The sequence below is a fragment of the Tenacibaculum sp. 190524A02b genome, assembly GCF_964036645.1.
Lineage (GTDB): Bacteria > Bacteroidota > Bacteroidia > Flavobacteriales > Flavobacteriaceae > Polaribacter > Polaribacter vairaonense.
Genome location: NZ_OZ038525.1, coordinates 1,281,306 through 1,304,268, shown reverse-complemented (window position 1 = coordinate 1,304,268; position 22,963 = coordinate 1,281,306). Strand labels below are relative to the sequence as shown.

Here is a 22,963-nt window from a genome sequence, read left to right as displayed (position 1 = left end):
TTATAAGTTTAGCTTATTTTTTATTTTGTAATGTTTTTGTTGCGGAGACATCTTTATGATTAATTCACCTAAAAAACCAGCTAAAAATAACAGTGTACCTAAAATCATAGAAGTTAATGCTATATAAAACCAAGGATTACTAGTAATAAGAATAGTTTTAATACCAAATGATAGACGGTAAATTTTCATAAAACCAATATAAAAAGCAGATAAAAAACCAAATAAAAACATTAAGGTTCCAAACAAACCAAAAAAATGCATAGGTCTTTTTCCAAATTTAGAAAGAAAAGAAATAGTTATTAAATCTAAAAAACCATTAATAAATCTATCAATACCAAATTTAGTAACACCATACTTTCTTGCTTGGTGCTGAACCACTTTTTCACCTATTTTGTTAAAACCTTCATTTTTTGCTAAAACAGGTATATACCGATGCATTTCACCGCTAACCTTTACCGTTTTAATTACTTCGTTTTTATAGGCTTTTAATCCACAATTAAAATCATGTAATGTAAGTCCAGACGTTTTTCTTGCTGCCCAGTTAAAAAGTTTTGAAGGTATGTTTTTTGTTAATACATTGTCGTATCTCTTTTTTTTCCATCCAGAAATTAAATCGAAATCTTCTTTTATTATTAAGTTGTATAATTCAGGGATTTCATCAGGGCTATCTTGTAAATCTGCATCCATAGTTATAACAACAGAACCATGAGCTATTCCAAAACCAGCGTCTAATGCTTGCGACTTTCCATAATTTCTTTGAAATTGAATTCCTTTAACAGAGCTGTTATTAGATGATAGCTTTTGAATTATTTCCCAAGATTTATCAGTACTTCCATCATCAATAAAAATTATTTCGTATAAAAACTGATTGGACTGCATAACTTTTGCAATCCAATCATGTAATTCTTGTAAAGATTCTTCCTCGTTAAGAAGTGGTATTACTACCGATATATTCATATTTTTTATTTGCAAAAATTAAAAGTTTGTAAATTTACAAACTACTAGTTAATTAATACTCATAAATAGATGTTAATTTCTCCTTTTAAGTCTTTTCAAAAAGATATTAAAAATCAGTCTCTTCTGTTTTTTTCATTATAGCACTTGATATAGCTGAAATTATAAATCCAAAAAATAGACTCATGATTACTATACTTCCAAAAAGCGATAAATTAAAATATTTACTTACCATATCTCTAGATATTTCTATCTGTTCATCGCTCATACCAGATTCAATCCATTGTTGTTCGGTTTTTTCAATGGCTAATTGTTTGAAGTTTGGTTCTATAAGATTGGTGAAAATTAACAAATAGCATAAACTTATAATCATACTTATAACTACAACACCCATACCTATTTTTAAGCCTTCTCCCCAACTTAAAAAACCATTATTATTTGACTTACACTTTTTAATAGCCAGAACAACAAGTGCAATGCTTGCTATTATTCCTATTGAGCCAGTTACCATATCTTCTTCTAAAAAATCTCCTCCTATAGCGTATTTTACTATTCCTGGAAGGATAGAGATGAAACCTAGAATTAGACCATAATTTAAAATAATACTCTTGTTGTTTGTTTGATTTTCCATTGTGTTAAATTAGTTAGTTATACAAATATATTCTTTTTTGTAGTACATAGCATGCCTAAAAAATGTTAGGCAAAAAAATGCGACAACAAGATGTTAGTATTCAAAAACTTATAAATGTTACATTAATTTTATGTAAATTTTATTATTTTTTATGAAAAAAAGGCTGTAAATTTGCCTCGGCAAGTTCTACACAACTAGCTCCCTTTGAATCCCCCAGGGCGGGAACGCAGCAAGGGTATTAGGTTGTAGCAGTGTGATGTAGGTAGCTTGCCATTTTTTGTATAATAAAGTTACCTTTTGTTTTTACTCTTAAACATCTCACTTCTTGGGTGGTAATTTAAAACAATACTTTTTAAATATTCTTTATCTACATGTACATAAATCTCAGTTGTAGTAATGCTTTCATGACCTAATAACTGTTGAATAACTCTAAGATCTGCACCATTTTGAAGTAGGTAAGTAGCAAAAGAATGACGCAAAGTATGCGGGCCAATTTTTTTAGATAAATTAATTTTAGCTGCTAAATTCTTTAAAATTATAAAAATCATTTGTCTAGTTAAACGATTTCCTCTTCTGTTTAAAAACAGAATATCTTCATCTTCTTTTTTAGGAGTAATAGAAGAACGAATTTCATTAATATAAAATTCTAGCCTTTTAATAGTAGTAGTATGAATTGGAACAAAACGATATTTATTTCCTTTTCCAAGTATTCTTATATATTCATCTTCAAAAAATAAATCAGAAAGTTTTAGGTTGATAGTTTCACTAACTCTTAATCCACAACTATATATGGTTTCAATAATAGTTTTATTTCTTTCTCCTTGAGGGTGACTTAAGTCTATAGCTGCTATTAAATTATCTACCTCTTCTTTACTTATGGTATCTGGTAGTTTTTTTCCAATGTTGGGGCTTTCAATTAAGTCCATGGGGTTATCTTTTCTGTAATCTTCAAAAATTAAAAAATCAAAAAAACCTCTTAGGCTTGAGATTAATCTAGCTTGGCTTCGAGCTGTAATTTTTTTGCTAGTATCATAAATGAATTCTTTTAATATACTAGAAGATATTATAATTGGAGTAGGGGTGTTTTCTGATGATTCAATATGTATTTGTAATTTTTTTAAATCTCTTTGATAGCTCTCAATAGAATTCTTAGCGAGGCCTCGCTCAATTTTAAGATAATAAATATAGTCTTTAATAGCTTGTTGCCAGTTCATGTTATTTTTTTTATAAAAAGTTCAAATATGAAAAAATAAAGTTACATTTGCCCCACAAATATTTAATTACAAAATTTAAAATTATGAAAAAACTTTTATTAGTTGCTATGATGGCATTTGGATTTGCTATGAATGCACAAGACGGTCAATTTAATGTTGGAGCTAACTTTGGTTTACCAATCGGAACTACTGGAGATGTTAGTTCTTTTGTTTTAGGAGCAGAAGTTAACTATTTATTTGAAGTTTCTGATGACTTTAAAGTAGGACCATCTGTATCTTACAACTATTTCTTTGGTAAAGATCTTGATACTAACGTAGGTGGAAATTTAGGAGGTTTGTTAAATGGTTTAGTAAACCAATTAACTGAATCTTTAGGAGTTAGTGGAGATTCTTCTTATATGCCTATCGCTGCTGCTGCTAGGTATAATGTTTCTGAAGCATTTGTATTAGGGGCTGATTTAGGATATGCTATAGGTATTAGTCCAAGTGCAAACAATGGTGGTTTTTATTACAGACCAATGGTAGGTTATAATGTAGCAGAAAAAATCATGATTCAAGCTACTTACTCAGGAGTTTCAACTGATGGAAGTACTGCATCAAACATTGGTTTAGGAGTTATGTTCGGATTATAATAAATAATATTACATACTTTTTAAAAGCTGTTCTTTAAATAGAGCAGCTTTTTTTTATTGCTACTTTTTTGTTTAAACTGCTAATTATAATTGAGTTAAAGAGTTTATGTTACTGGTTTTATTTAAGAAAAGGAAAGACTTTTAGCTTACAGAATGGATTTTAAATAGACTTTTTAGGTTGCTTAGAGTTAATTCTTTTGTGTTATACATGTTCAGTACTAATTGCATAAACAAATTATAAGGTTGAGTTGAGTCCTTGCTTAATAAGTGGAGTAAAAATAAAAAACTCTGAGATTATTTTCTCAGAGTTTTTATAAAGATAATAATTTCGTTATTCTTAGATACTTTCTAAAATAGTGTTTAATGTTTTACTAGGTCTCATAATAGAGTCTGCTAATTTGTCATTAGGTTCGTAATATCCACCTATTTCAGCAGGAACTCCTTGCACTTTATTTAACTCTTCAACAATATTTTTTTCACTACTAGTCATTTTTTCAGCTATAGAAGTGAATTCTGATTTAAGTTCATTGTCTTTATCCTGATTGGCTAATGCTTGCGCCCAATACATGGCTAGGTAGAAATGAGAACCTCTATTGTCTAACTCACCAGTCTTTCTTGAAGGTCCTTTTCTGTTGTCTAATAATTTGTCAGTAGCCTCGTCTAGAGCTTCTGCTAATATTAGTGCTTTTTTATTACTATTAACTTCACCTAAGTGTTCTAAAGATACAGCTAAAGCTAAAAATTCACCTAAAGAATCCCAACGTAAGTGGTTTTCTTCAGTTAATTGTTGTACATGTTTAGGAGCAGAACCACCAGCACCAGTTTCAAATAAACCACCTCCATTCATTAAAGGAACGATTGATAGCATTTTAGCAGAAGTTCCTAACTCAAGAATAGGGAATAAGTCAGTTAAGTAGTCACGTAATACATTTCCTGTAACAGAAATAGTATCCTTACCATCTTTGACTCTTTCTAAGGTATATTTAGTAGCATCAACAGGAGATAATATTTTTATTTCTAAACCAGTAGTATCGTGATTAGGTAGGTATTTTTCTACTTTTTTAATAATTTCAGCATCGTGAGCTCTATTTTTTCCTAGCCAAAAAACAGCAGGAGCTCCAGTAGCCTTAGCCCTAGTTACAGCTAATTTTACCCAATCTTGGATTGGAGCATCTTTAGTTTGACACATTCTCCATATATCACCTTCTTCAACATTATGTTCAAGTAAAATATTGTTTTCAGCGTCAATTACTTGAACTTTTCCATTGGAAGAAATTTGAAAAGTTTTGTCATGTGATCCATATTCTTCAGCTTTCTGAGCCATTAAGCCAACATTAGGTACGGTTCCCATTGTAGTAGGATCAAAAGCTCCATGTTTTTTACAGAAATCTATGGTTTCTTGGTATAGACCAGCATAAGAACTATCAGGAATTACAGCTTTAGTGTCTTGAGTATTACCTTCTTTATTCCACATTTGCCCTGAAGTACGAATCATAGCTGGCATAGAAGCGTCAATGATTACATCAGATGGAACATGTAGGTTGGTGATTCCTTTATCGGAATTAACCATTGCTAAATCTGGGTTATTAGCATATATTTCTTCAATATCTGTAAGGATCTCAGCTTTTTTGTCGTTAGAAAGTTCGTTTAAGTTGCTTAATAAATTTCCAAAACCATTATTTACATCAACACCAATTTCTTCAAAAGTTTTACCATGCTTAGTGAATAGATCTTTGAAGAATACTTTAACGGCATGTCCAAAAATAATAGGATCAGATACTTTCATCATAGTGGCTTTCATGTGTAATGAAAATAACACGTTTTTGTCTTTAGCATCTTTAACTTGCTCTTCTAAAAATGTAATTAACTTCTTTTTATTCATAACAGAAGCGTCAATTACTTCACCTTCTAATAGGGAAACTTTTTCTTTAAGTGTTGTAGTGTTTTCATTTGAATCGATATGAACAATCTTGACGTCTGTAGCATATTCAAGTGTTGTTGACTTTTCATTATGGGCAAAGTCTCCGTCATCCATTGTAGCTACATGGGTTTTAGAATCTGAATTCCATACACCCATAGAATGAGGGTTTTTCTTGGCGTAATTCTTTACGGCTTTTGGAGCACGACGATCTGAATTTCCTTCACGTAATACAGGGTTTACTGCAGACCCTTTAACTTTGTTATAGCGAGCTAAAATGGCTTTGTCTTCATCATTAATAACTTCTTCTGGATAGTCTGGTAATGCGTACCCTAAAGTTTGTAATTCTTTTATAGCAGCTTTTAATTGCGGTACTGAAGCTGAGATATTAGGTAATTTAATAATGTTAGCTTCTGGTTTCTTTGCTAATTCACCTAAAAAAGCTAGCGTGTCTTCTACGCGTTGTTCTTCTGTTAAATAATCTGAAAAGTTAGCAAGAATACGACCAGCCAAAGAAATATCTTTAGTTTCTATGGTGATATTTGAAGATTTTGTAAAAGCTTTTACAATAGGTAAAAACGAACGTGTAGCTAAAGCAGGAGCTTCATCCGTTTTTGTATACATAATTTTAGCCATCTTAGTCATAAGTATAAATTAAATTTATTATTTTGAAGTCAGGCAAATTTATGAATATCTGCTGGAATTTTTAGTAGTAAATTCTTATTAATAAGCGATTATAATTGTGATATTAATAAATAATCAAAAGATAATAGTGAAAATGTTATTAAAAGTAAAAGCCATATCAACAAATAATTTTATTAATATGGCTTCCTTGGTAGTAGTTAACTATTTTTTAGTTAAAAAACAGTAACTCTTACCGGCAAAAGTTGTAAGGCTTTTGCTTTTAAGTAAGTTGTATTCATTAATTCAATAACTATTATTTCTACTAAAACTACAATCAATGCATTAATCATAAGCTATGTTTTAACGTATTATTGTAATTTTTTCTCTAACAAAGAATTAGTATACAAAATTACTTAATAAATCTATATTTAAAAGATCTTTACACAAAGATAATGGTAATTAACGGTAAAAATAAAATAATTAAAGTGTTTGTAATCAACATGTTATCAACTAGTGTTGCTAACAATTGTTGATAACTAGTTTTAATTTTCTTGATTACTATCATGCTTTCTTAATTAATTCAGATTGATTCCTAAAAACTAATTTTTCATCAAAAGCATCTAATAAAATAATACTGTCTGTAGTTACTTTACCAGATAAAATTTCTTTGGATAAAGTATTTAATAGTTCCTTTTGAATAACACGTTTTACTGGGCGAGCACCAAATTCAGGTTGATAGCCCTTTTTAGCTAAATATAGGATAGCTTCCTCAGTAGCATCAATAGTTATATTTTGTTTTTCTATCATCTTTTTCACATTATTTAATTGTAATTGAACAATATTTTTAATATTATTTTTTGATAATGGAGTAAACATAATAATATCATCAATTCTATTTAAAAACTCGGGGCGAACACTTTGTTTTAATAAACCTAGAACTTCAGTTTTAGCTAATTCCATGGTGGTTTCAACATCATTTTTCAAGTTTTCAAACTTTTCTTGAATAATATGGCTTCCCATATTTGAAGTCATAATTATAATTGTATTTTTAAAATCGGCTATTCTACCTTTATTATCGGTTAATCTACCTTCATCTAATACCTGTAATAAAATATTAAAAGTATCAGGATGGGCTTTTTCTATTTCATCTAATAAAACTACAGAATAAGGTTTTCTTCTAACTGCCTCCGTTAATTGCCCACCTTCATCATATCCTACATACCCTGGAGGTGCACCTACTAATCTGCTAACTGAATGACGTTCTTGATATTCACTCATATCTATACGAGTCATAGCATTTTCATCGTCAAATAAATAATCGGCAAGGGCTTTGGCTAGTTCTGTTTTTCCTACTCCAGTGGTTCCTAAAAACAAAAAAGAACCAATAGGCTTGTTAGGGTTTTGTAAACCAGCTCTAGAGCGACGAACTGCATCAGAAACAGCTTCGATGGCTTCTTCTTGTCCCACAACACGTTTGTGTAGTTCATTTTCTAAATTTAATAGTTTTTCTTTCTCAGACTGTAGCATTTTTGTAACAGGGATACCTGTCCATTTAGCTACTACCTCAGCAATGTCGTCATAAGTAACTTCTTCTTTTATTAGGGAGTTTTCTTTTTGTTCTGCTAAAATAGTTTGTTGTTGATCTAATTTTTCTTGGGCTTCTTTAATTTTACCATAACGTAGTTCAGCAACTTTACCATAGTCACCATTACGCTCGGCTTTTTCAGCTTCTAGTTTAAAATGCTCTATATCTGACTTTAGTTGTTGAATACTATCAACTATATTTTTTTCAGATTGCCATTTTGCATTAATTTCATTACGTTCTTCCTTTAAATTCGCTAAATCTGCATTTAGAGCTTTTAATTTTAAACTATCATTTTCACGTTTAATGGCTTCTATTTCTATTTCCAACTGCATTATTTTACGATCTAGAACATCTAAATCTTCAGGTTTAGAATTAATCTCCATTCGTAATTTTGAAGCAGCTTCATCCATTAAATCAATAGCCTTGTCTGGTAAGAAACGATTAGTTATATAGCGTTGAGATAATTCCACGGCACCAATAATAGCTTCATCCTTTATACGAACTTTGTGGTGAGTTTCATATTTATCTTTAATTCCTCTTAGAATAGAAATAGCACTTTCTGTATCAGGTTCATCTACTATAACCTTTTGAAAACGTCGTTCTAGGGCTTTGTCTTTTTCAAAATACTTTTGATACTCATCTAAAGTAGTTGCTCCAATAGCTCTTAATTCACCACGAGCAAGTGCAGGTTTTAAAATATTAGCAGCATCCATTGCTCCTTGACCACCACCAGCACCCACAAGTGTGTGTATTTCATCAATAAATAAAACAATATCTCCTTCAGAGGTTGTAACTTCTTTTACAACAGATTTTAAGCGTTCTTCAAACTCTCCTTTGTATTTAGCTCCTGCTATAAGTGCTCCCATGTCTAAAGAAAATATTTGTTTATCTTTTAAGTTCTCAGGAACATCACCTCTTATAATTCTGTGAGCTAAACCTTCTGCAATAGCCGTTTTACCAGTTCCAGGCTCGCCAACAAGAATAGGATTATTTTTAGTTCTACGTGATAATATTTGTAGTAAACGCCTAATTTCTTCATCTCTTCCAATAACAGGGTCTAATTTTCCGTCTTGCGCTAATTGATTCAGGTTTTTAGCGTATTTATTTAATGAATTATAAGTGTCTTCCGCGCTTTGTGAAGTAACCTTGTTTCCTTTACGTAACTCTTCTATAGCAGTAGTTAAACTCTTTTCAGTAACTCCTTGATCTTTTAAAACTTGTGCTATAGAGCTTTTCGATTTAAAAATTGCTAATATTAAATGTTCAATTGAAACATATTCATCTTTCATTTTTTTAGCAATAACAGAGGCTTCTGTAAGTGATTTTGAAGCTTCTCTAGATAGCATTAATTCAGCTCCAGAAACTTTAGAAAAGCTTTCTATTTGTTTATCTAAAACTTGTTGAATTACTGTTATATTTACATTTAGTTTTTTTAAAATAAATGGTAAAACGTTTTCATCAACTAAAAGTAAAGCTTTAAATAGATGTTCGTTTTCAAGTTGATTGTGTTGTAAACTTTGTGCAAGCTGTTGAGCTTGTTGTATAGTTTCTTGTGATTTTATTGTAAAATTATTAAAATTCATAATCTAGTATTTTTTACTTGTTTTAAACAAAATCAATACCATTGAAAAATTAAAGAATAAAAACGTCAAAATGTCTTTAAAAGGTTTGTTTTTGCTGACTTTTTGGCATTGTGAAAGGTTTTAGCAAAATAATAGACTATTAAAAATATATAAAAGATAGAAATATATGGGGATTTTTAAATCACTTTTTGGAGAAGGAAAAAAAGAAGAAAATAAAAAAGAATCTTATGTAAATTGGATACAATTAAAGTCAATAGAACAATTAAAAGAAATAGATAAACTTTCCAATCATGAGCCTATTGCAATTTTTAAACATTCTACTCGTTGTGGTATTAGTAGAATGGTTATTCAACGGTTTGAAGAAGGCTTTGATGAAGCTTTAAAAGATTTTAAAGTTTATTATTTAGACCTTTTAAATTATCGAGAACTGTCTAACGAAATAGGGTACAAGTATCAAGTGTTACATCAGTCTCCACAATTATTAATCATAAAGAAAGGTGTTGCGATTGCATATGCTTCTCATTATGATATTGCTAGCATTAATCTAAAATCTTTTTAAATTTTAGCCCATTTTTGCTGCAAATTACTCAAATAGATCGTATTTTTGTATTCTTCAAAATCATACAAAATTGAGTAAAGAATCAACGACGACTAAGCAGATTGTAGGTAAAAGTTTATACAATTATCAAAAGGAAGCGTTACACAAAATTTTTAAAAGTTTTGAGAATGCTCCAGAAAATTATCACTTATTATATCAATTACCAACAGGTGGAGGTAAAACCGTAATTTTCTCAGAAATAACACGTCAATATTTAAAACACTATAAGAAAAAAGTTTTAATAATGACACACCGTATAGAGCTTTGTAAGCAAACTGCTAGAATGCTGAGTGAATTTGGTGTTGAAAATAAAATAATTGATAGTAAAGCCAGTCTAGATGATCAAAGAAGCTATGATTGTTTTGTAGCAATGGTTGAAACATTAAATAATCGTCTGAATGATGATATGCTAGATATATCAGATGTTGGATTAGTAATTATTGATGAAGCCCATTATAATTCCTTTACTAAGTTGTTTAAGTTCTTTAATAAATCGTTTGTTTTAGGAGTTACAGCAACACCGTTAAGTTCTAACATTAAACTACCAATGAAAAACAATTATGATGAATTAATTGTTGGTGAAAGTATTGGATCTTTAATAGAAAATGAATATTTGGCTAAAGCAAGTGTTTATTCTTATAATGTTGGATTAACCTCATTGGAAGTAGGTGCTAATGGTGATTATACGGTTAAATCATCAGAAGACTTATATACCAATACAGATATGCTTTCTAAGCTTTTACAAGCTTATGAAGAGAGAGCTAAAGGTACAAAGACATTAATTTTTAATAATGGTATTAATACATCATTACATGTGTTTGATACTTTTAAAAGGGCTGGGTATCCTATAGCACATTTAGATAATACGAATACAAAAAAAGAGCGTGATTTTATTTTAAAATGGTTTCATAAAACGCCAAATGCTATTATTACCTCAGTAAGTATTTTAACTACTGGGTTTGATGAACCTTCTGTGAGATCAATTATATTAAACAGAGCTACTAAATCGTTAACCTTATATTATCAGATGATTGGTAGAGGGTCTCGTATTTTACCAGGTAAATCAAATTTTAATGTTATTGATTTAGGGAATAATTTCCATCGTTTTGGGCCTTGGGGAGCAGATTTAGATTGGCAAAAAATGTTTAGAGCCCCGAATTTTTATTTAGATAATTTATTGACTGATGAAGAAATAGAGAGCGAATTTAAATATGAATTACCTGCCGATGTAAAAGCAGAGTTTTCAAAATCTGAAGACTTATATTTTGATGTTAAAAAGGTATATATAGAAACAATTCAGTCAGGACAATCTTCAAAAAAAGTTTTAGAAAAATCAATAGAACACCATGCTAAACTATGTGTAGAAAATAGTGAAGATGTTTTTGATGCGTTAATTTTAGCTAAAAAGTTAGGAGGCGATATTGATGATCGAATTTATAGATATTCGAAATGTATTTGTAAAAGCACGCATAATTTTATTGATTGGCTTCAAGATGATTATAGGAAAAAATTAAATACGTATTTGCGTACTAACTTTGATGAAGTTTATGAACAAATTCATGGACATCCACCTCCAGAAGAGGAATAAATAAAAAAATCCATTTCATTTGAAATGGATTTTTTTATAAAACTTTTTTAATTATTACTTACTCTACAGCAGGTAATATTTTTCCAGTACATTCTCCAAAACCAATACGAACTTTATCGTTTTTAGAATATCCTCTCATAATTACAGTGTCATTATCATTGATAAACTTACGTTCAGAACCATCTTTCATTTTTAAAGGATTTTGACCTCTCCATGTTAATTCAAGCATAGAACCAAAACTATCTTTAGTAGGACCAGAAATTGTTCCGCTACCCATCATGTCTCCAGCGTTAACTGGACAACCATTAACTGTATGATGTGTTAATTGTTGAATCATAGTCCAGTACATATATTTGAAATTAGAATTACAAACTACAGTTTCTTCTGAGTTTTCAGGTTTAATAGCCATTTGTAAATTGATATCATAACTATCTTTCCCCTCTTTTTTAAGGTAAGGTAAAGGTTCATGTACTTGTTTAGGGTTATCAACTCTAAAAGGTTCTAAGGCATCTAAAGTAACAATCCAAGGTGAAATTGTTGAAGCAAAGTTTTTTCCTAAAAACGGTCCTAAAGGTACATATTCCCATGCTTGGATATCACGAGCAGACCAGTCATTAAATAGGACTAATCCAAAAATATAATCTTCTGCCTCTTCAATAGGAATTCTTTCACCTAAGTCATTTGCTACAGTTGTAATAAAAGCCATTTCTAGCTCAAAATCCAATAATTTTGAAGGGCCAAAACCAGGAGTGTTAGAACCCTCAGCAGGTCGAGATTGACCAATAGGACGGCGGATAGGTGTTCCAGAAGGTACTATTGAAGAACTTCTACCATGGTAACCAATAGGAATGTGTAACCAATTAGGAAGTAATGCATTTTCAGGATCTCTAAATAATGATCCAACATTTGTAGCATGTTCTTTACTAGCGTAGAAGTCAGTATAATCACCAACACTAACTGGTAATTGCATTTCAACCTCATCCATTCTAAAGATTATTTTGTCTTTGTGATCTGCATTATCTCTTAACTTTCCATTAGTCACATCAAAAATATCAGCGATTCTATTTCTAACTAATCGCCATGTTTTACGTCCATCAGCAATAAAATCATTTAAAGTATCTTGTAAGAAAATATCATCAGTAAGTGGAATACCTTCAAAATAACCTAACTGATGTAAAGCACCTAAGTCAATAGCAAAATCACCTATTCTAGTTCCTATGGTAATAATATCGTCTTTTGTTAAAAAAACACCAAAAGGTATATTTTGAATTGGAAAGTCAGAATCTTCATGTACTGAAATCCATGATTTTCTATTAGGGTTATTAGCCGTTATCTCCATGTAATTGTATTGTTTTATTTTTTATCAAACCTACATATTTTTTTCAATTTAGACTAGTGTTAAAAATAAATTTTGTAAAAAATAATCATAGATATGATTAATATAGTATCAATAATTAACGAATCTGCATAAAAGTGTGAAATTACTTTTGTTGAATTCAGCATTTATTGATAAAATGATTACATTTGGCAGCAAAATTTAACAACACATAAGAATGCAAAAAGATCATCAAATTTTTGACCTTATAGCTGATGAAAAAAAGCGTCAGTTAAATGGTTTAGAGTTAATAGCTTCTGAAAACTTTGTAAGTGAACAAGTAATGGAAGCACAAGGATCGGTTTTAACCAATAAATATGCAGAAGGATACCCTGGTAAAAGGTATTATGGAGGATGTGAAGTAGTAGATATAGTAGAACAAATAGCTATAGATAGGGCAAAGGAACTATTTGGAGCAGAATATGTAAATGTACAGCCACATTCAGGTAGTCAAGCTAATACAGCTGTTTTTGCAGCTTGTTTAAAGCCAGGAGATACTATTTTAGGTTTTGATTTGTCTCATGGAGGGCATTTAACTCATGGGTCTCCAGTAAATTTTTCAGGAAAATTATACAATCCTGTTTTTTATGGAGTAGATAAAGAAACAGGTTATATTGATTATAATCACCTAGAGGCTCAAGCAAAAGAACATAAACCTAAATTAATTATTGCAGGAGCTTCAGCTTATTCTAGGGATATTGACTTTAAAAAGTTTAGAGAAATAGCAGATAGTGTTGGAGCAATCTTAATGGCTGATATTTCACATCCTGCAGGTTTAATTGCTAAAGGAATATTATCTGATCCATTACCACATTGTCATATTGTTACTACAACTACTCACAAGACATTACGTGGACCAAGAGGTGGATTGATCATGATGGGGAAAGATTTTGAAAACCCATTTGGATTAAAGCTTAAAAGTGGTAAGCCTAAAAAAATGTCTACCATATTAAATGGAACTGTGTTTCCAGGAAACCAAGGTGGACCATTAGAGCATGTTATTGCTGCAAAAGCTGTTGCATTTGGAGAGGCTTTAACAGATGAGTTTTTAGAATACCAAATTCAAGTACGTGAAAATGCTAAAGCTATGGCAGCGGCATTTGTTGAAAAGGGGTATGATATCATTTCTAAAGGAACAGATAATCATATGATGTTGATTGATTTACGAAATAAAGATATTACTGGAAAAGATGCAGAAATAGCTTTAGGTAAAGCAGAAATAACTGTAAATAAGAATATGGTACCTTTTGATACGCAATCACCATTTGTTACTTCTGGGATCCGTATTGGAACTGCAGCTATAACTACTCGAGGATTAGGTGAAGAGGATATGGTGGCAATAGTAGATTTAATTGATGAAGCAATTATTAATGCTGATAATGATGAAAAATTAGAAGCAGTAGGAGAGAAAGTATATGATTTGATGAGCCACCGAAGATTATTCGTGATGTAAAAATTACATACATATATAAATTTAAAAACCAGAGATTTGATTATCAGGTCTCTGGTTTTTTAGGTTAAATATATTTGAACTGTTTTTAATCATTTTCACCAGCTCTTTCTATAATTTTTTCAGGAAGTGCTTTTTTAGCTTTTGCGCCCATTTTCTTTAATTTTTCTACACTAGTAATTAAATTTCCTCTGCCTTCTACCAATTTATTCATTGCGGCACTATAATCAGATTTAGTAGCATCTATCTTTTTACCTATGTTTATTAAATCTTTCAATAAACCTTCAAACTTATCATACAAAGCACCGGCTTGCCTTGCTATCTCAATAGCATTTCGTTGTTGTTTTTCATTATTCCACATGGTATCAATAGTACGTAAAGTGGCTAATAGAGTAGTAGGAGTAACAATGACAATATTTTTTTCAAAAGCTTTATTATAAAGCGTATTATCTTCATTTAAAGCTACAGCAAAAGCAGGCTCAATAGGGACAAATAATAATACAAAGTCTGGTGATTCAATTTTATAAATATCCTCATATTTCTTTTCGGAAAGTTGTTCTACGTGACGCTTTAAAGAGTTTAAATGCTCTTTTACCCAACGTTCTTTTTCTACTTCCTCATCTGTATTCACATATTTTTCATAAGCTGTAAGAGATACTTTAGAATCAACAATCATCTTTTTGTTGTCAGGTAAATGTATTACTACATCTGGCATAATACGTTTGCCTTCTTCATTAACAAATGATTGTTGTACAAAATATTCTCGGTCTTTTTCCAATCCAGATTTTTCTAATACACGTTCTAAGACTAACTCTCCCCAATTTCCTTGTGTTTTACTATCTCCTTTTAAAGCTTTGGTTAGATTTACTGTTTCCTTACTCATCTGAGCATTTAACTCTTTCAAACCAAGTAATTGTTCTTTTAAAGCAGAATGCATAGAAATACTTTCTTTTTGTGTATCTTCTACTTTCTTTTCAAAGGTTTGTATTTTCTCTTGAAGAGGATTTAGAATATTTTTTAAGTTCTCTTTGTTTTGCTCAGTAAATTTATTAGACTTTTCGTCTAATATTTTATTTGCTAAATTTTCAAACTCTTTAGTAAACTTATCTTGAAGTTTTTCAACTTCTTCTTTATTTTCGTTTAATTTGAGTTGTAAGTTTTTTAATTCTTCATTTTTGCGCGCCAATTCAATAGCAGAGAATTCTTTTTCCCGTCTTAGCTCACTATTTTCTTTTACTTTTTCATCTAACCTAAGTTTAAAATCTTCTTTTTGTTGCTTATAAGAATGTTCTTTTTCTATTTTTTGAGTTTCTAAATTAGCAATAGTATTACTTAGTTTAGCATTGTCTTTATCTAGGCTTTCTGTAGCTTTTTTTAAAGCCAATTTACCTAATAAATTTCCAATAATAATTCCTAAAATTAACCCCGATAAAGTAGTAATAATTAGTAAAAGAGTAGTGTTCATTTAGACTGTCTAGTTATAAAGTATGCAAATATAGTAGAAGTTATGCTAAAAATATTTGTTATTTTTATTGAAAACCGTATCATTGGTGTTTATTTTATTAAGAAATGATATCTAAATTTATTTATACTAAAATTTTAGGATGGAAGTTGGTTGGTGATTTCCCTAGAGATATAAAAAAATACATTGCAATAGGTGCTCCTCACACCAGTTGGAAAGATTTTCCAATAGCTATTTTAGCAAGAAACTCTTTTGGAATTAAAATTAATTTTATAGGGAAAAAGTCATTGTTTAAACCTCCTTTTGGTTTTATTTTTAGATGGTTAGGTGGCGCTCCAGTTGATAGAACAACCAACTCAAATAAAGTACAAGCTATTATTGATGTTTTTAATAAGCATGATGAGTTTAGATTGGCTTTATCTCCTGAAGGAACTAGACAAAAAGTAGAAAAATGGAAAACAGGTTTTTATTACATTGCTAAGGGTGCAAATATTCCTATTATAATGTTTACATTAGATTTTGGTAGAAAACAAATGGCGGTATCAGAACCTTATTATCCAACAGATGATATAGAAGCTGATTTTAAAGTGTTTTATGATTTTTATAAAGATGTAAAAGGAGCAAATCCAGAGTTATTTTAATGGAGTTAAAGCAACAGTTATTATTTCTTTTTAGTGCTTTTGGAGCTTTTAATAGTTTGTTTTTAGGTCTATATTTTTTATTTTCTTCTAAAAAAAGTCAGTATTCTAATTATTTTCTATCTGCTCTTTTATTAGTAATTAGTATACGAGTCTTAAAATCGGTTTTATTTTATTTTAATCCAGATTTAACGGTAGTTTTTATTCAAATAGGCTTGTCTGCCTGTGTATTAATTGGTCCGTTTTTATTTCTTTATATAAAAACAATATTAAAAGGTAAAAAGCAATTATGGTGGTTACATGTAATTCCTGTATCTATTATAGTCATCGCTTTAGGAATATTATATCCTTATTCTGAACATAGGTTTTTATGGAAAAGGTATATTATAAATATTATAAATATTCTATGGGGAATTTATATTATTATAACAACCTTTTATATAAAAGGTATTTTAAAAAAACTATTTCTAGATACTAAGAATAGTAAACCTATTGATGTTTGGATAGTGACTGTTTTTTTAGGAGTATTAGCTATTTGGTTAGCTTATAAATTTGGAACTTATGTATCTTATATTGTAGGTGCTTCAACGTTTACGTTTGTATTTATTTTAATAGTTCTGTTTTGGATTTTTAAAAAGAAACACAACCCTATTTTTTATGAAGAACAAGTAAAGTATGCTGATAAAAGAATACAGAATGATGAAGCTGAAATATTTAATAAAAAACTAGAAAAATTAGTTTTAGAAAAAGAGCTGTACAAGAACTCAAATTTAAAATTAGCAGATGTGGCTAAAGAATTACATGTTTTACCACATTATTTATCTCAATTTTTAAATGATAATAAAGGGAAAAGTTTTTCTACATTCATTAATGAATACAGAATTGAAGCAGCTAAAAAAATGTTAAGAACTTCAACTAATTATACAACTGAGCATATTGGTTATGAATGTGGTTTTAATTCTAAATCTACTTTTTTTACTACTTTTAAAAAATTAGTAGGTAATACGCCTTCTGCCTATAAAAAACAGCATTTTAGAAGTTCTGATTTATAAAATAGTACTTCTAAATTATAATTTATAAACCTTTTTTTTAAGAATACCATTTCTTTTGTTGGAGCAAAATATAAAATGGAAATTGATGCAAAAATTGGTTTTTAAGTTAAGTATATTGATATTATTTCTTAATAGTTGTGTTACTAAAACAACTCCAGAAGAAATAAGTATCAGTAATAAAATTGATAGTTATGTTAATAAGGTAATGAAAGAATTTGAAATACCTGGAATGGCATTGGCTATTGTAAAAAATGATGAAATAATTCATAAATCATTTTATGGTATTTCAAATTTTGAATATAACGTACCAGTTTCAAAAAAAACACTTTTTAAAGTTCATTCATTAACAAAAATCATTGTTTCCACTGCTATATTTCAATTAATTCAAGAGGGCAAGATAAAACTAGAAGAACCTATAGGGAAGTATTTTAACAAATTTCCTGAGAACTGGAAAGCGATACAAGTTAAACATTTATTATCACATTCTTCTGGCTTACCAGTAATGAAAGTTCATAGAAATTTGTCGGAAAAAGAAGCTAAAGACCAACTTTTTAAAGCTCCTATTTTATTTAAAGCAGGAAATAGATATGCATATAATAGAACCAACTTTTGGATTCTACAGCAATTACTAGAAAAAATTACCAATGAACGTATTGAAGATTTCATTATTAAAAATCAATTTAAGGGTGTAAAAAAAGGAATTTCATTTTCTGGTGATATTTTAGATGTTGTACCTAACAGAGTTACGGAATATTATCCAGATGAAAAGTATGAACCTAAAATATTTGATTTTTATTTACCAGATTATTTGTTAAGTGCTGGAAGCTTAAGTATTACTCTAGATAATTTTATAAACTGGAGCACTCAATTTGATACCAATTCAATATTAAAAACTGGTTATAAAGAACAAATGCTAAATCCGTTTTTATATACTAATGGTAGCTCTTTCTTTTCATATGGTTGGATGTTGGGGGCAATTAATAAATTTAAAACAATAGGATTTACTGGTGGAGGAGTCTCTATAATAAAGAAAATACCTGTTAAAAATTTGACGATAATTCTTTTATCTAATGGTTATCGTTATGACCCATATATCGAACGGGTAGCAAATAATATGCTTAGTTTGGTTGATAATAGCTTAAAAGTAAAAGAAAGTTGGTTGAGTGAAGAATTGGAGATAGCTTTCAATAAAAGTGACAATAAAAAAATAAATACTTTAATAAATAATAATAAGGAGTTACCTATTGAGAAAATATTGAATGAAATAGGGTATAGTTTTATTCATGCAATCCATCCTAGAATAGAGAAAGCAATTGAAGTCTTTATAATGAATACAAAAATCTTCCCTAAATCTTTAAATACTTTTGATTCTTTAGCAGAAGGATATTCAATACAAGGAGATTTAGAAAAAGCTATTTATAACTATCAAAAAGCATTGGAAATAAATGAAGGTAAAGATGAGAGAGTGAAAAATAATATAGAGAAAAGAATTCAAGAGTTAAGAATAAAAACAATTAAATAATTTAGAATGAAAAAAATAGTTTTAACAAGTATTTTATTAACGTTTTATTGTGCTGTAATAGCACAAACTGAGTTAGAGAAGGTAAAGTCTACTATCAATGATTATATGGAGGGTACAGCTAATGGCATGCCTGAAATTGTAACCAACGCCTTTCATAAAGATTTAAAATTATATCATGTAAAGAATGGAGAGTTACAAGTTTGGGAAGGAAAAAATTACATTAAGAATATTAAAAAAGGAAAGAAGAGTAATAGAATTGGAAAAATAATATCAGTTGATATAGAGAATAACGCTGCTATGGCAAAATTAGAGATCAAGATGCCAGATTATAAGCGAGTGTATACGGATTATCTACTTCTATTGAAAGTTAAAAATGAATGGAAAATAATTCATAAATCATTTACCTACAGAAAACTTTAATAGAAAGTCAATACCTAAGCAATCTTTATGCTTGAAGATATTTTCAAAATAAACTCCATATATAAGTTATGGAGTTTTATTAAAGATTTTAATGGACTTTTTTAAATTGAACTTTTAAATTTTCAGGGTAAACAGTAAAGGCAAAATTTTCTTCCACTTCGTATGGGTTTACTTTAAGAAAAATATCATATTGTTTGCAAATACTAGAAATTGCGGTTGTCATTTCAATAATAGATAAATGCATTCCTGGACATAATCTAGCGCCACCGCCAAAAGCTTTAATAGCTTTAGCTTCATGATTTTTATAGGGGCATTCCGACTTTACCCATCTTTTAGGGTCAAATTTATTGGGGTTAGAAAAATTATCATCATGCATACTAGCATAACTATTTTGAGTAATAACCGCAGTATCCTTGGGGATAAATACATTATTTAACGTAATATCTTCATTAGCTTGAAAATACAACATTGGAGTTGTTGGTTTTAATCGGATTACTTCTTGAATTACTGCATTTGTATATGTAAGTTGATTTACCTGATTGTAATTTTCTGGAACTGAATTGGTTTTGTAAATTTGAATAGATTCTTCTCTTATTTTTTTTACCATTTCAGGATTTTGGGCTAAATAATATAAAGTCCAAGCTAAGGTGTTTGAAGTTGTATCTTCTCCAGCTAAAAGCATTGCGATAACATTACCGTATAGTGTTTTTTCATCAAACACGCTTCCTTCTTTTTTGCTTTCAACTAATAGTGCTTCTAAAAAATTAGAAGGTTCTTCTTGGAGTGCTGGGTTATTCTGTAAACGACCTTTAGCTTCTTTAATAAAATCATTAACAATGATCTCAATAGCATCGAGTGATTTTTTTAGTTGCTTATCCTTTTTATTTGGGAAAATTCGCCAAAATGGAATTGGAGCAGTAATTCGTTCATTAATTAATGGAAAGATGAGCTCTAAGTGATTCTGAAAGCTATTTTCTTTATTGTTAATTGTATTTAATTTATATCCAAATGCAATCTCTGTAGTTACGTCTATGGTAAAGGCAATAAAATCATTTAAAATTTCTATATTATCTTCTGTAGAAGTATAACCATCTATTTTAGTTAACAAGTTGGTCGTTTTTTCTTTGATAATAGGGTAGTAGCCTTTTACATTTTTAACGTTTAGAGCTTCAGCTACTGGTTTCCTTTGTTTCCTCCAATTATCACCTTCTGCATTAAAAACAGTATGGAACCCCATTTCAACAAAGATTTCATTAATTTTTGAAAGGCGTCTAAATTTAGTAGGTCTTTGTTTTAAAATAGCTGTGTTTACTTCGTGGTTAGCTGAAACCAATATTTTTTTAGGACCAAGCTTAATAGTAAATAATTCTCCATATTCTTTAGCCCAATCTTCCAAAATTCGATGTTTATTTTTCTTTTTAAAATCTTTTAAATTTCCTAGTAAAAACGATCCTTTAGGAGATTTTAAATCATCTAAATTAATAGTAGAAGTAGTCATTAGTTTAGTTGTTTGTTAGGAGTGTAAAGTTAACTCTAACTTTGAAAGAAAAAACAAAAACCGATTAAAAAATTAATCGGTTTTATTAAGGTTATATTTGTCCCGTCCTAAAATAGCGTTACAACTAAAAGTTATTTTATGGATTCTAGGAAATCAGATTATGTAAAGCGAACCCAAAAGGATTATAGTTTGTCCTTTAAACTACAAGTTGTTCAAGAGATTGAGCAAGGATTATTAACCAGAACTCAAGCGATTGATAAATATGGTATTCAAGCAAGATCTACGATTCGTACTTGGTTAAAAAAATATGGTAAATTTGATTACGATTTTAGTATAAATCAAACCATGTCAAAAACACCTGAACAGCGTATTTTAGAATTAGAGCAACAAGTCAAGCTTTTAGAAAAGCAAAAAGCACGTGCTGAATATTTAGCAGAGCTTGCTGATAAAAAAGTCATCATTTTTGATATGATGATTGATATTGCTGAAGAAGAATTTAATATTCCAATCAGAAAAAGCACGTACCCGAGTTATCAAAAAATATAGTCAAGAAGCCAAAGAAAGCATAACAGCTACCTGTGATTTACTCGGGGTGAATAGGCAGGTATATTATAGAGCTATTCATTCATATAAAGAGAAACAAAAGCTTAGTAAAAAGGTTATTGATTTAGTAAATACTATCCGTATATCAATGCCGAGAATAGGTACAAGGAAATTATTTTATCTTTTAAAATCTGAATTAAAAGCAATTGGTGTTGGTCGTGATAAGTTGTTTAAAATATTAAAAGCTAATAATTTATTAATTCTACCAAGAAAAAAATATCATATAACTACAAATTCTCATCATAGATTTAGAAAACATGTAAATCAACTTAAAAATATAGAATTTGTAAGACCTGAACAAGTATGGGTGAGTGATATTACTTACATTGGAAAGAGAGAAAACCCATGTTATTTAGCGCTAATTACTGATGCTTACTCTAAAAAAATAATGGGGTATGATGTCTCTAATAGTTTAAATGTAGCAGGTTCTTTAAGAGCCCTAGATATGGCAATCTCTAATAGAAATTATAATAAAGAACCTATTATTCATCATTCAGATAGAGGGTTACAATATTGCTCTAATGAATATCAAAAAATGTTAAGTATCAATAATATCAAACCTAGCATGACTGAAAAATATGATCCTTATGAAAATGCTATAGCTGAAAGAATCAATGGGATTCTTAAACAAGAATTTGCAATTGATAAATACGACGTTTCTATACAAATTAAAAAGAAGTTAATTAAAAATGCAATCAATATTTACAATCAAATAAGACCTCATTTATCAAATTCAATGTTAACTCCTAATCAAATGCACCAACAAAAAAAAGTCAAAAGAAAAAGCTACAAAAAACTAAAGGTAGCAATTTAAAAATTACTACCTTTAATATATTAATTATTGTAACGAGTATTCAGGACGTCACAATTTATGTGAAAATTAATTTCGGTTTATAACATCTCCAGATCCTACAGATTTTGTATCTATATATTTAGGATTTCCTTTGTAGTATACACTTCCAGATCCTACTACACTAGCTTTTATTTTTTTGGTAGCATAAATATGTACATCTCCAGATCCAGCAATTGAAGCTTTTAGGTTTTCAGCTCTAAGGTCATAAGCTTTTACGTTACCAGACCCAGCAATAGAAGCCTTAAAGTTGGTTGTAGTACCTTCTAATTTTATATTTCCAGAACCACCAATAGAGGCTTTTGCGTTTTCAGTAGCTACTTTAGCTCTGATATTTCCAGAACCACCAATGTTAAAATCAACATCTTCTCCTCTTATTTCACTGGTAACATTTACGTTTCCAGAGCCTCCTAAAGAAATTCCTTCTACATCCTCAAAGGCAACAGTAACTGTAAGCTTTTTAGTTGTTCTAATATTGGTATTGTCTTTAAACTTAATTTTTAATTTGTCATTTTTAACAAAAGTTTCTAGATAAGGAATAATATTTTCCTCACCTTCAATGGTTACTTTGCCTTCTTTACCTTGTACAAGAACAACATTAAAAGATCCTCCAACACTTACTCTATCAAATTTGTCAATAGTTCTTGTTTTTGTTATAACATTTCCGTTTCCTCTGACTTTTTTTGAACTCCACCAGCTTTGGGCTTGTATATTTATAGAAATACTTAGTATAAGTATTAGTAGTACATTTAATTTTTTCATTTTG

General features: G+C 29.6%; 19 protein-coding genes and 1 other RNA gene. 11 read left to right on the top strand and 9 right to left on the bottom strand.

Going from position 1 to position 22,963, the window contains the following annotated elements; genetic code table 11:
- Both ABNT65_RS05095 and ABNT65_RS05090 read right to left on the bottom strand, forming a co-directional pair.
- Nucleotides 1–957 carry a glycosyltransferase family 2 protein gene (locus tag ABNT65_RS05095; protein WP_348706413.1) on the bottom strand — a complete coding sequence of 319 codons (957 nt, stop codon included), beginning with the start codon at nucleotides 955–957 and terminating at the stop codon, nucleotides 1–3.
- Nucleotides 958–1,063: 106 nt separating this feature from the next.
- On the bottom strand, nucleotides 1,064–1,585 hold the full coding sequence (locus ABNT65_RS05090; protein WP_348706416.1) for a DUF4199 domain-containing protein: 522 nt from the start codon (nucleotides 1,583–1,585) through the stop codon (nucleotides 1,064–1,066).
- Nucleotides 1,586–1,762: 177 nt separating this feature from the next.
- On the opposite strand from ABNT65_RS05090, the gene ffs reads away from it, so the two are divergent.
- An RNA gene (ffs, locus tag ABNT65_RS05085) (signal recognition particle sRNA small type) lies at nucleotides 1,763–1,861 on the top strand.
- Between the two features lie 14 nt (nucleotides 1,862–1,875).
- Here the strand turns inward: ffs and ABNT65_RS05080 are convergent.
- A complete protein-coding gene (locus tag ABNT65_RS05080) occupies nucleotides 1,876–2,799 on the bottom strand; it encodes a site-specific tyrosine recombinase (protein WP_348739140.1) in 924 nt (307 codons plus the stop codon).
- A gap of 83 nt (nucleotides 2,800–2,882) precedes the next feature.
- Between ABNT65_RS05080 and ABNT65_RS05075 the strand changes: the two genes are divergently transcribed.
- Nucleotides 2,883–3,431: an outer membrane beta-barrel protein gene (locus tag ABNT65_RS05075; protein WP_348747352.1), complete on the top strand. Its 549-nt coding sequence runs from the start codon at nucleotides 2,883–2,885 to the stop codon at nucleotides 3,429–3,431.
- A 337-nt stretch (nucleotides 3,432–3,768) separates the two neighbouring features.
- On the opposite strand, the gene ABNT65_RS05070 is transcribed toward ABNT65_RS05075, so the two are convergent.
- Together ABNT65_RS05070 and clpB are read right to left on the bottom strand one after the other, a co-directional pair.
- A complete protein-coding gene (locus ABNT65_RS05070; RefSeq protein WP_348706424.1) occupies nucleotides 3,769–5,994 on the bottom strand; it encodes an NADP-dependent isocitrate dehydrogenase in 2,226 nt (741 codons plus the stop codon).
- Nucleotides 5,995–6,534: 540 nt separating this feature from the next.
- Complete coding sequence (gene clpB / locus ABNT65_RS05065; RefSeq protein ID WP_348706427.1) at nucleotides 6,535–9,141, bottom strand: ATP-dependent chaperone ClpB; 2,607 nt, start codon at nucleotides 9,139–9,141, stop codon at nucleotides 6,535–6,537.
- Nucleotides 9,142–9,307: 166 nt separating this feature from the next.
- Between clpB and ytxJ the strand changes: the two genes are divergently transcribed.
- Both ytxJ and ABNT65_RS05055 read left to right on the top strand, forming a co-directional pair.
- The gene (gene ytxJ / locus ABNT65_RS05060; RefSeq protein ID WP_348706430.1) at nucleotides 9,308–9,700 is read left to right on the top strand and encodes a bacillithiol system redox-active protein YtxJ; all 393 of its coding nucleotides are present in this window, start codon (nucleotides 9,308–9,310) and stop codon (nucleotides 9,698–9,700) included.
- Nucleotides 9,701–9,770: 70 nt separating this feature from the next.
- Entirely contained in the window at nucleotides 9,771–11,327 is a 1,557-nt protein-coding gene (locus ABNT65_RS05055) for a DEAD/DEAH box helicase (RefSeq protein WP_348747351.1), read from the top strand.
- Between the two features lie 58 nt (nucleotides 11,328–11,385).
- On the opposite strand, the gene fahA is transcribed toward ABNT65_RS05055, so the two are convergent.
- Entirely contained in the window at nucleotides 11,386–12,666 is a 1,281-nt protein-coding gene (fahA, locus tag ABNT65_RS05050) for a fumarylacetoacetase (protein ID WP_348706436.1), read from the bottom strand.
- Between the two features lie 214 nt (nucleotides 12,667–12,880).
- Between fahA and glyA the strand changes: the two genes are divergently transcribed.
- Nucleotides 12,881–14,155, top strand: coding sequence for a serine hydroxymethyltransferase (gene glyA / locus ABNT65_RS05045; RefSeq protein ID WP_348706439.1), 1,275 nt, complete (start codon nucleotides 12,881–12,883; stop codon nucleotides 14,153–14,155).
- An 85-nt stretch (nucleotides 14,156–14,240) separates the two neighbouring features.
- Here glyA and rmuC read toward each other — a convergent pair whose 3' ends face one another.
- The gene (gene rmuC / locus ABNT65_RS05040) at nucleotides 14,241–15,617 is read right to left on the bottom strand and encodes a DNA recombination protein RmuC (protein WP_348706441.1); all 1,377 of its coding nucleotides are present in this window, start codon (nucleotides 15,615–15,617) and stop codon (nucleotides 14,241–14,243) included.
- Between the two features lie 104 nt (nucleotides 15,618–15,721).
- Between rmuC and ABNT65_RS05035 the strand changes: the two genes are divergently transcribed.
- The 4 genes from ABNT65_RS05035 to ABNT65_RS05020 all read left to right on the top strand — a co-directional run bounded on the left by ABNT65_RS05035 (nucleotide 15,722) and on the right by ABNT65_RS05020 (nucleotide 19,246).
- Entirely contained in the window at nucleotides 15,722–16,255 is a 534-nt protein-coding gene (locus tag ABNT65_RS05035; protein ID WP_348706444.1) for a 1-acyl-sn-glycerol-3-phosphate acyltransferase, read from the top strand.
- Entirely contained in the window at nucleotides 16,255–17,304 is a 1,050-nt protein-coding gene (locus tag ABNT65_RS05030) for a helix-turn-helix transcriptional regulator (protein ID WP_348747350.1), read from the top strand. The genes ABNT65_RS05035 and ABNT65_RS05030 overlap by 1 nt, the downstream gene beginning before the upstream one ends.
- Nucleotides 17,305–17,389: 85 nt before the next feature.
- Nucleotides 17,390–18,826: a serine hydrolase gene (locus ABNT65_RS05025; protein ID WP_348747349.1), complete on the top strand. Its 1,437-nt coding sequence runs from the start codon at nucleotides 17,390–17,392 to the stop codon at nucleotides 18,824–18,826.
- 6 nt (nucleotides 18,827–18,832) lie between these two features.
- Entirely contained in the window at nucleotides 18,833–19,246 is a 414-nt protein-coding gene (locus ABNT65_RS05020; protein WP_348747348.1) for a nuclear transport factor 2 family protein, read from the top strand.
- 88 nt (nucleotides 19,247–19,334) lie between these two features.
- Here the strand turns inward: ABNT65_RS05020 and ABNT65_RS05015 are convergent, their stop codons facing one another.
- Entirely contained in the window at nucleotides 19,335–20,744 is a 1,410-nt protein-coding gene (locus tag ABNT65_RS05015) for a cytochrome P450 (RefSeq protein WP_348706451.1), read from the bottom strand.
- Nucleotides 20,745–20,882: 138 nt separating this feature from the next.
- On the opposite strand from ABNT65_RS05015, the gene ABNT65_RS05010 reads away from it, so the two are divergent.
- Nucleotides 20,883–21,290 (top strand): helix-turn-helix domain-containing protein, encoded by a 408-nt coding sequence (locus tag ABNT65_RS05010; protein WP_348745824.1) that lies wholly within the window; start codon nucleotides 20,883–20,885, stop codon nucleotides 21,288–21,290.
- Complete coding sequence (locus ABNT65_RS05005; RefSeq protein WP_348746520.1) at nucleotides 21,226–22,161, top strand: IS3 family transposase; 936 nt, start codon at nucleotides 21,226–21,228, stop codon at nucleotides 22,159–22,161. Before ABNT65_RS05010 ends, ABNT65_RS05005 begins: the two co-directional genes overlap by 65 nt.
- A 66-nt stretch (nucleotides 22,162–22,227) precedes the next feature.
- Here ABNT65_RS05005 and ABNT65_RS05000 read toward each other — a convergent pair whose 3' ends face one another.
- Nucleotides 22,228–22,959 (bottom strand): head GIN domain-containing protein, encoded by a 732-nt coding sequence (locus tag ABNT65_RS05000; protein ID WP_348706453.1) that lies wholly within the window; start codon nucleotides 22,957–22,959, stop codon nucleotides 22,228–22,230.
- Between the last annotated feature and the right edge of the window lie 4 nt (nucleotides 22,960–22,963).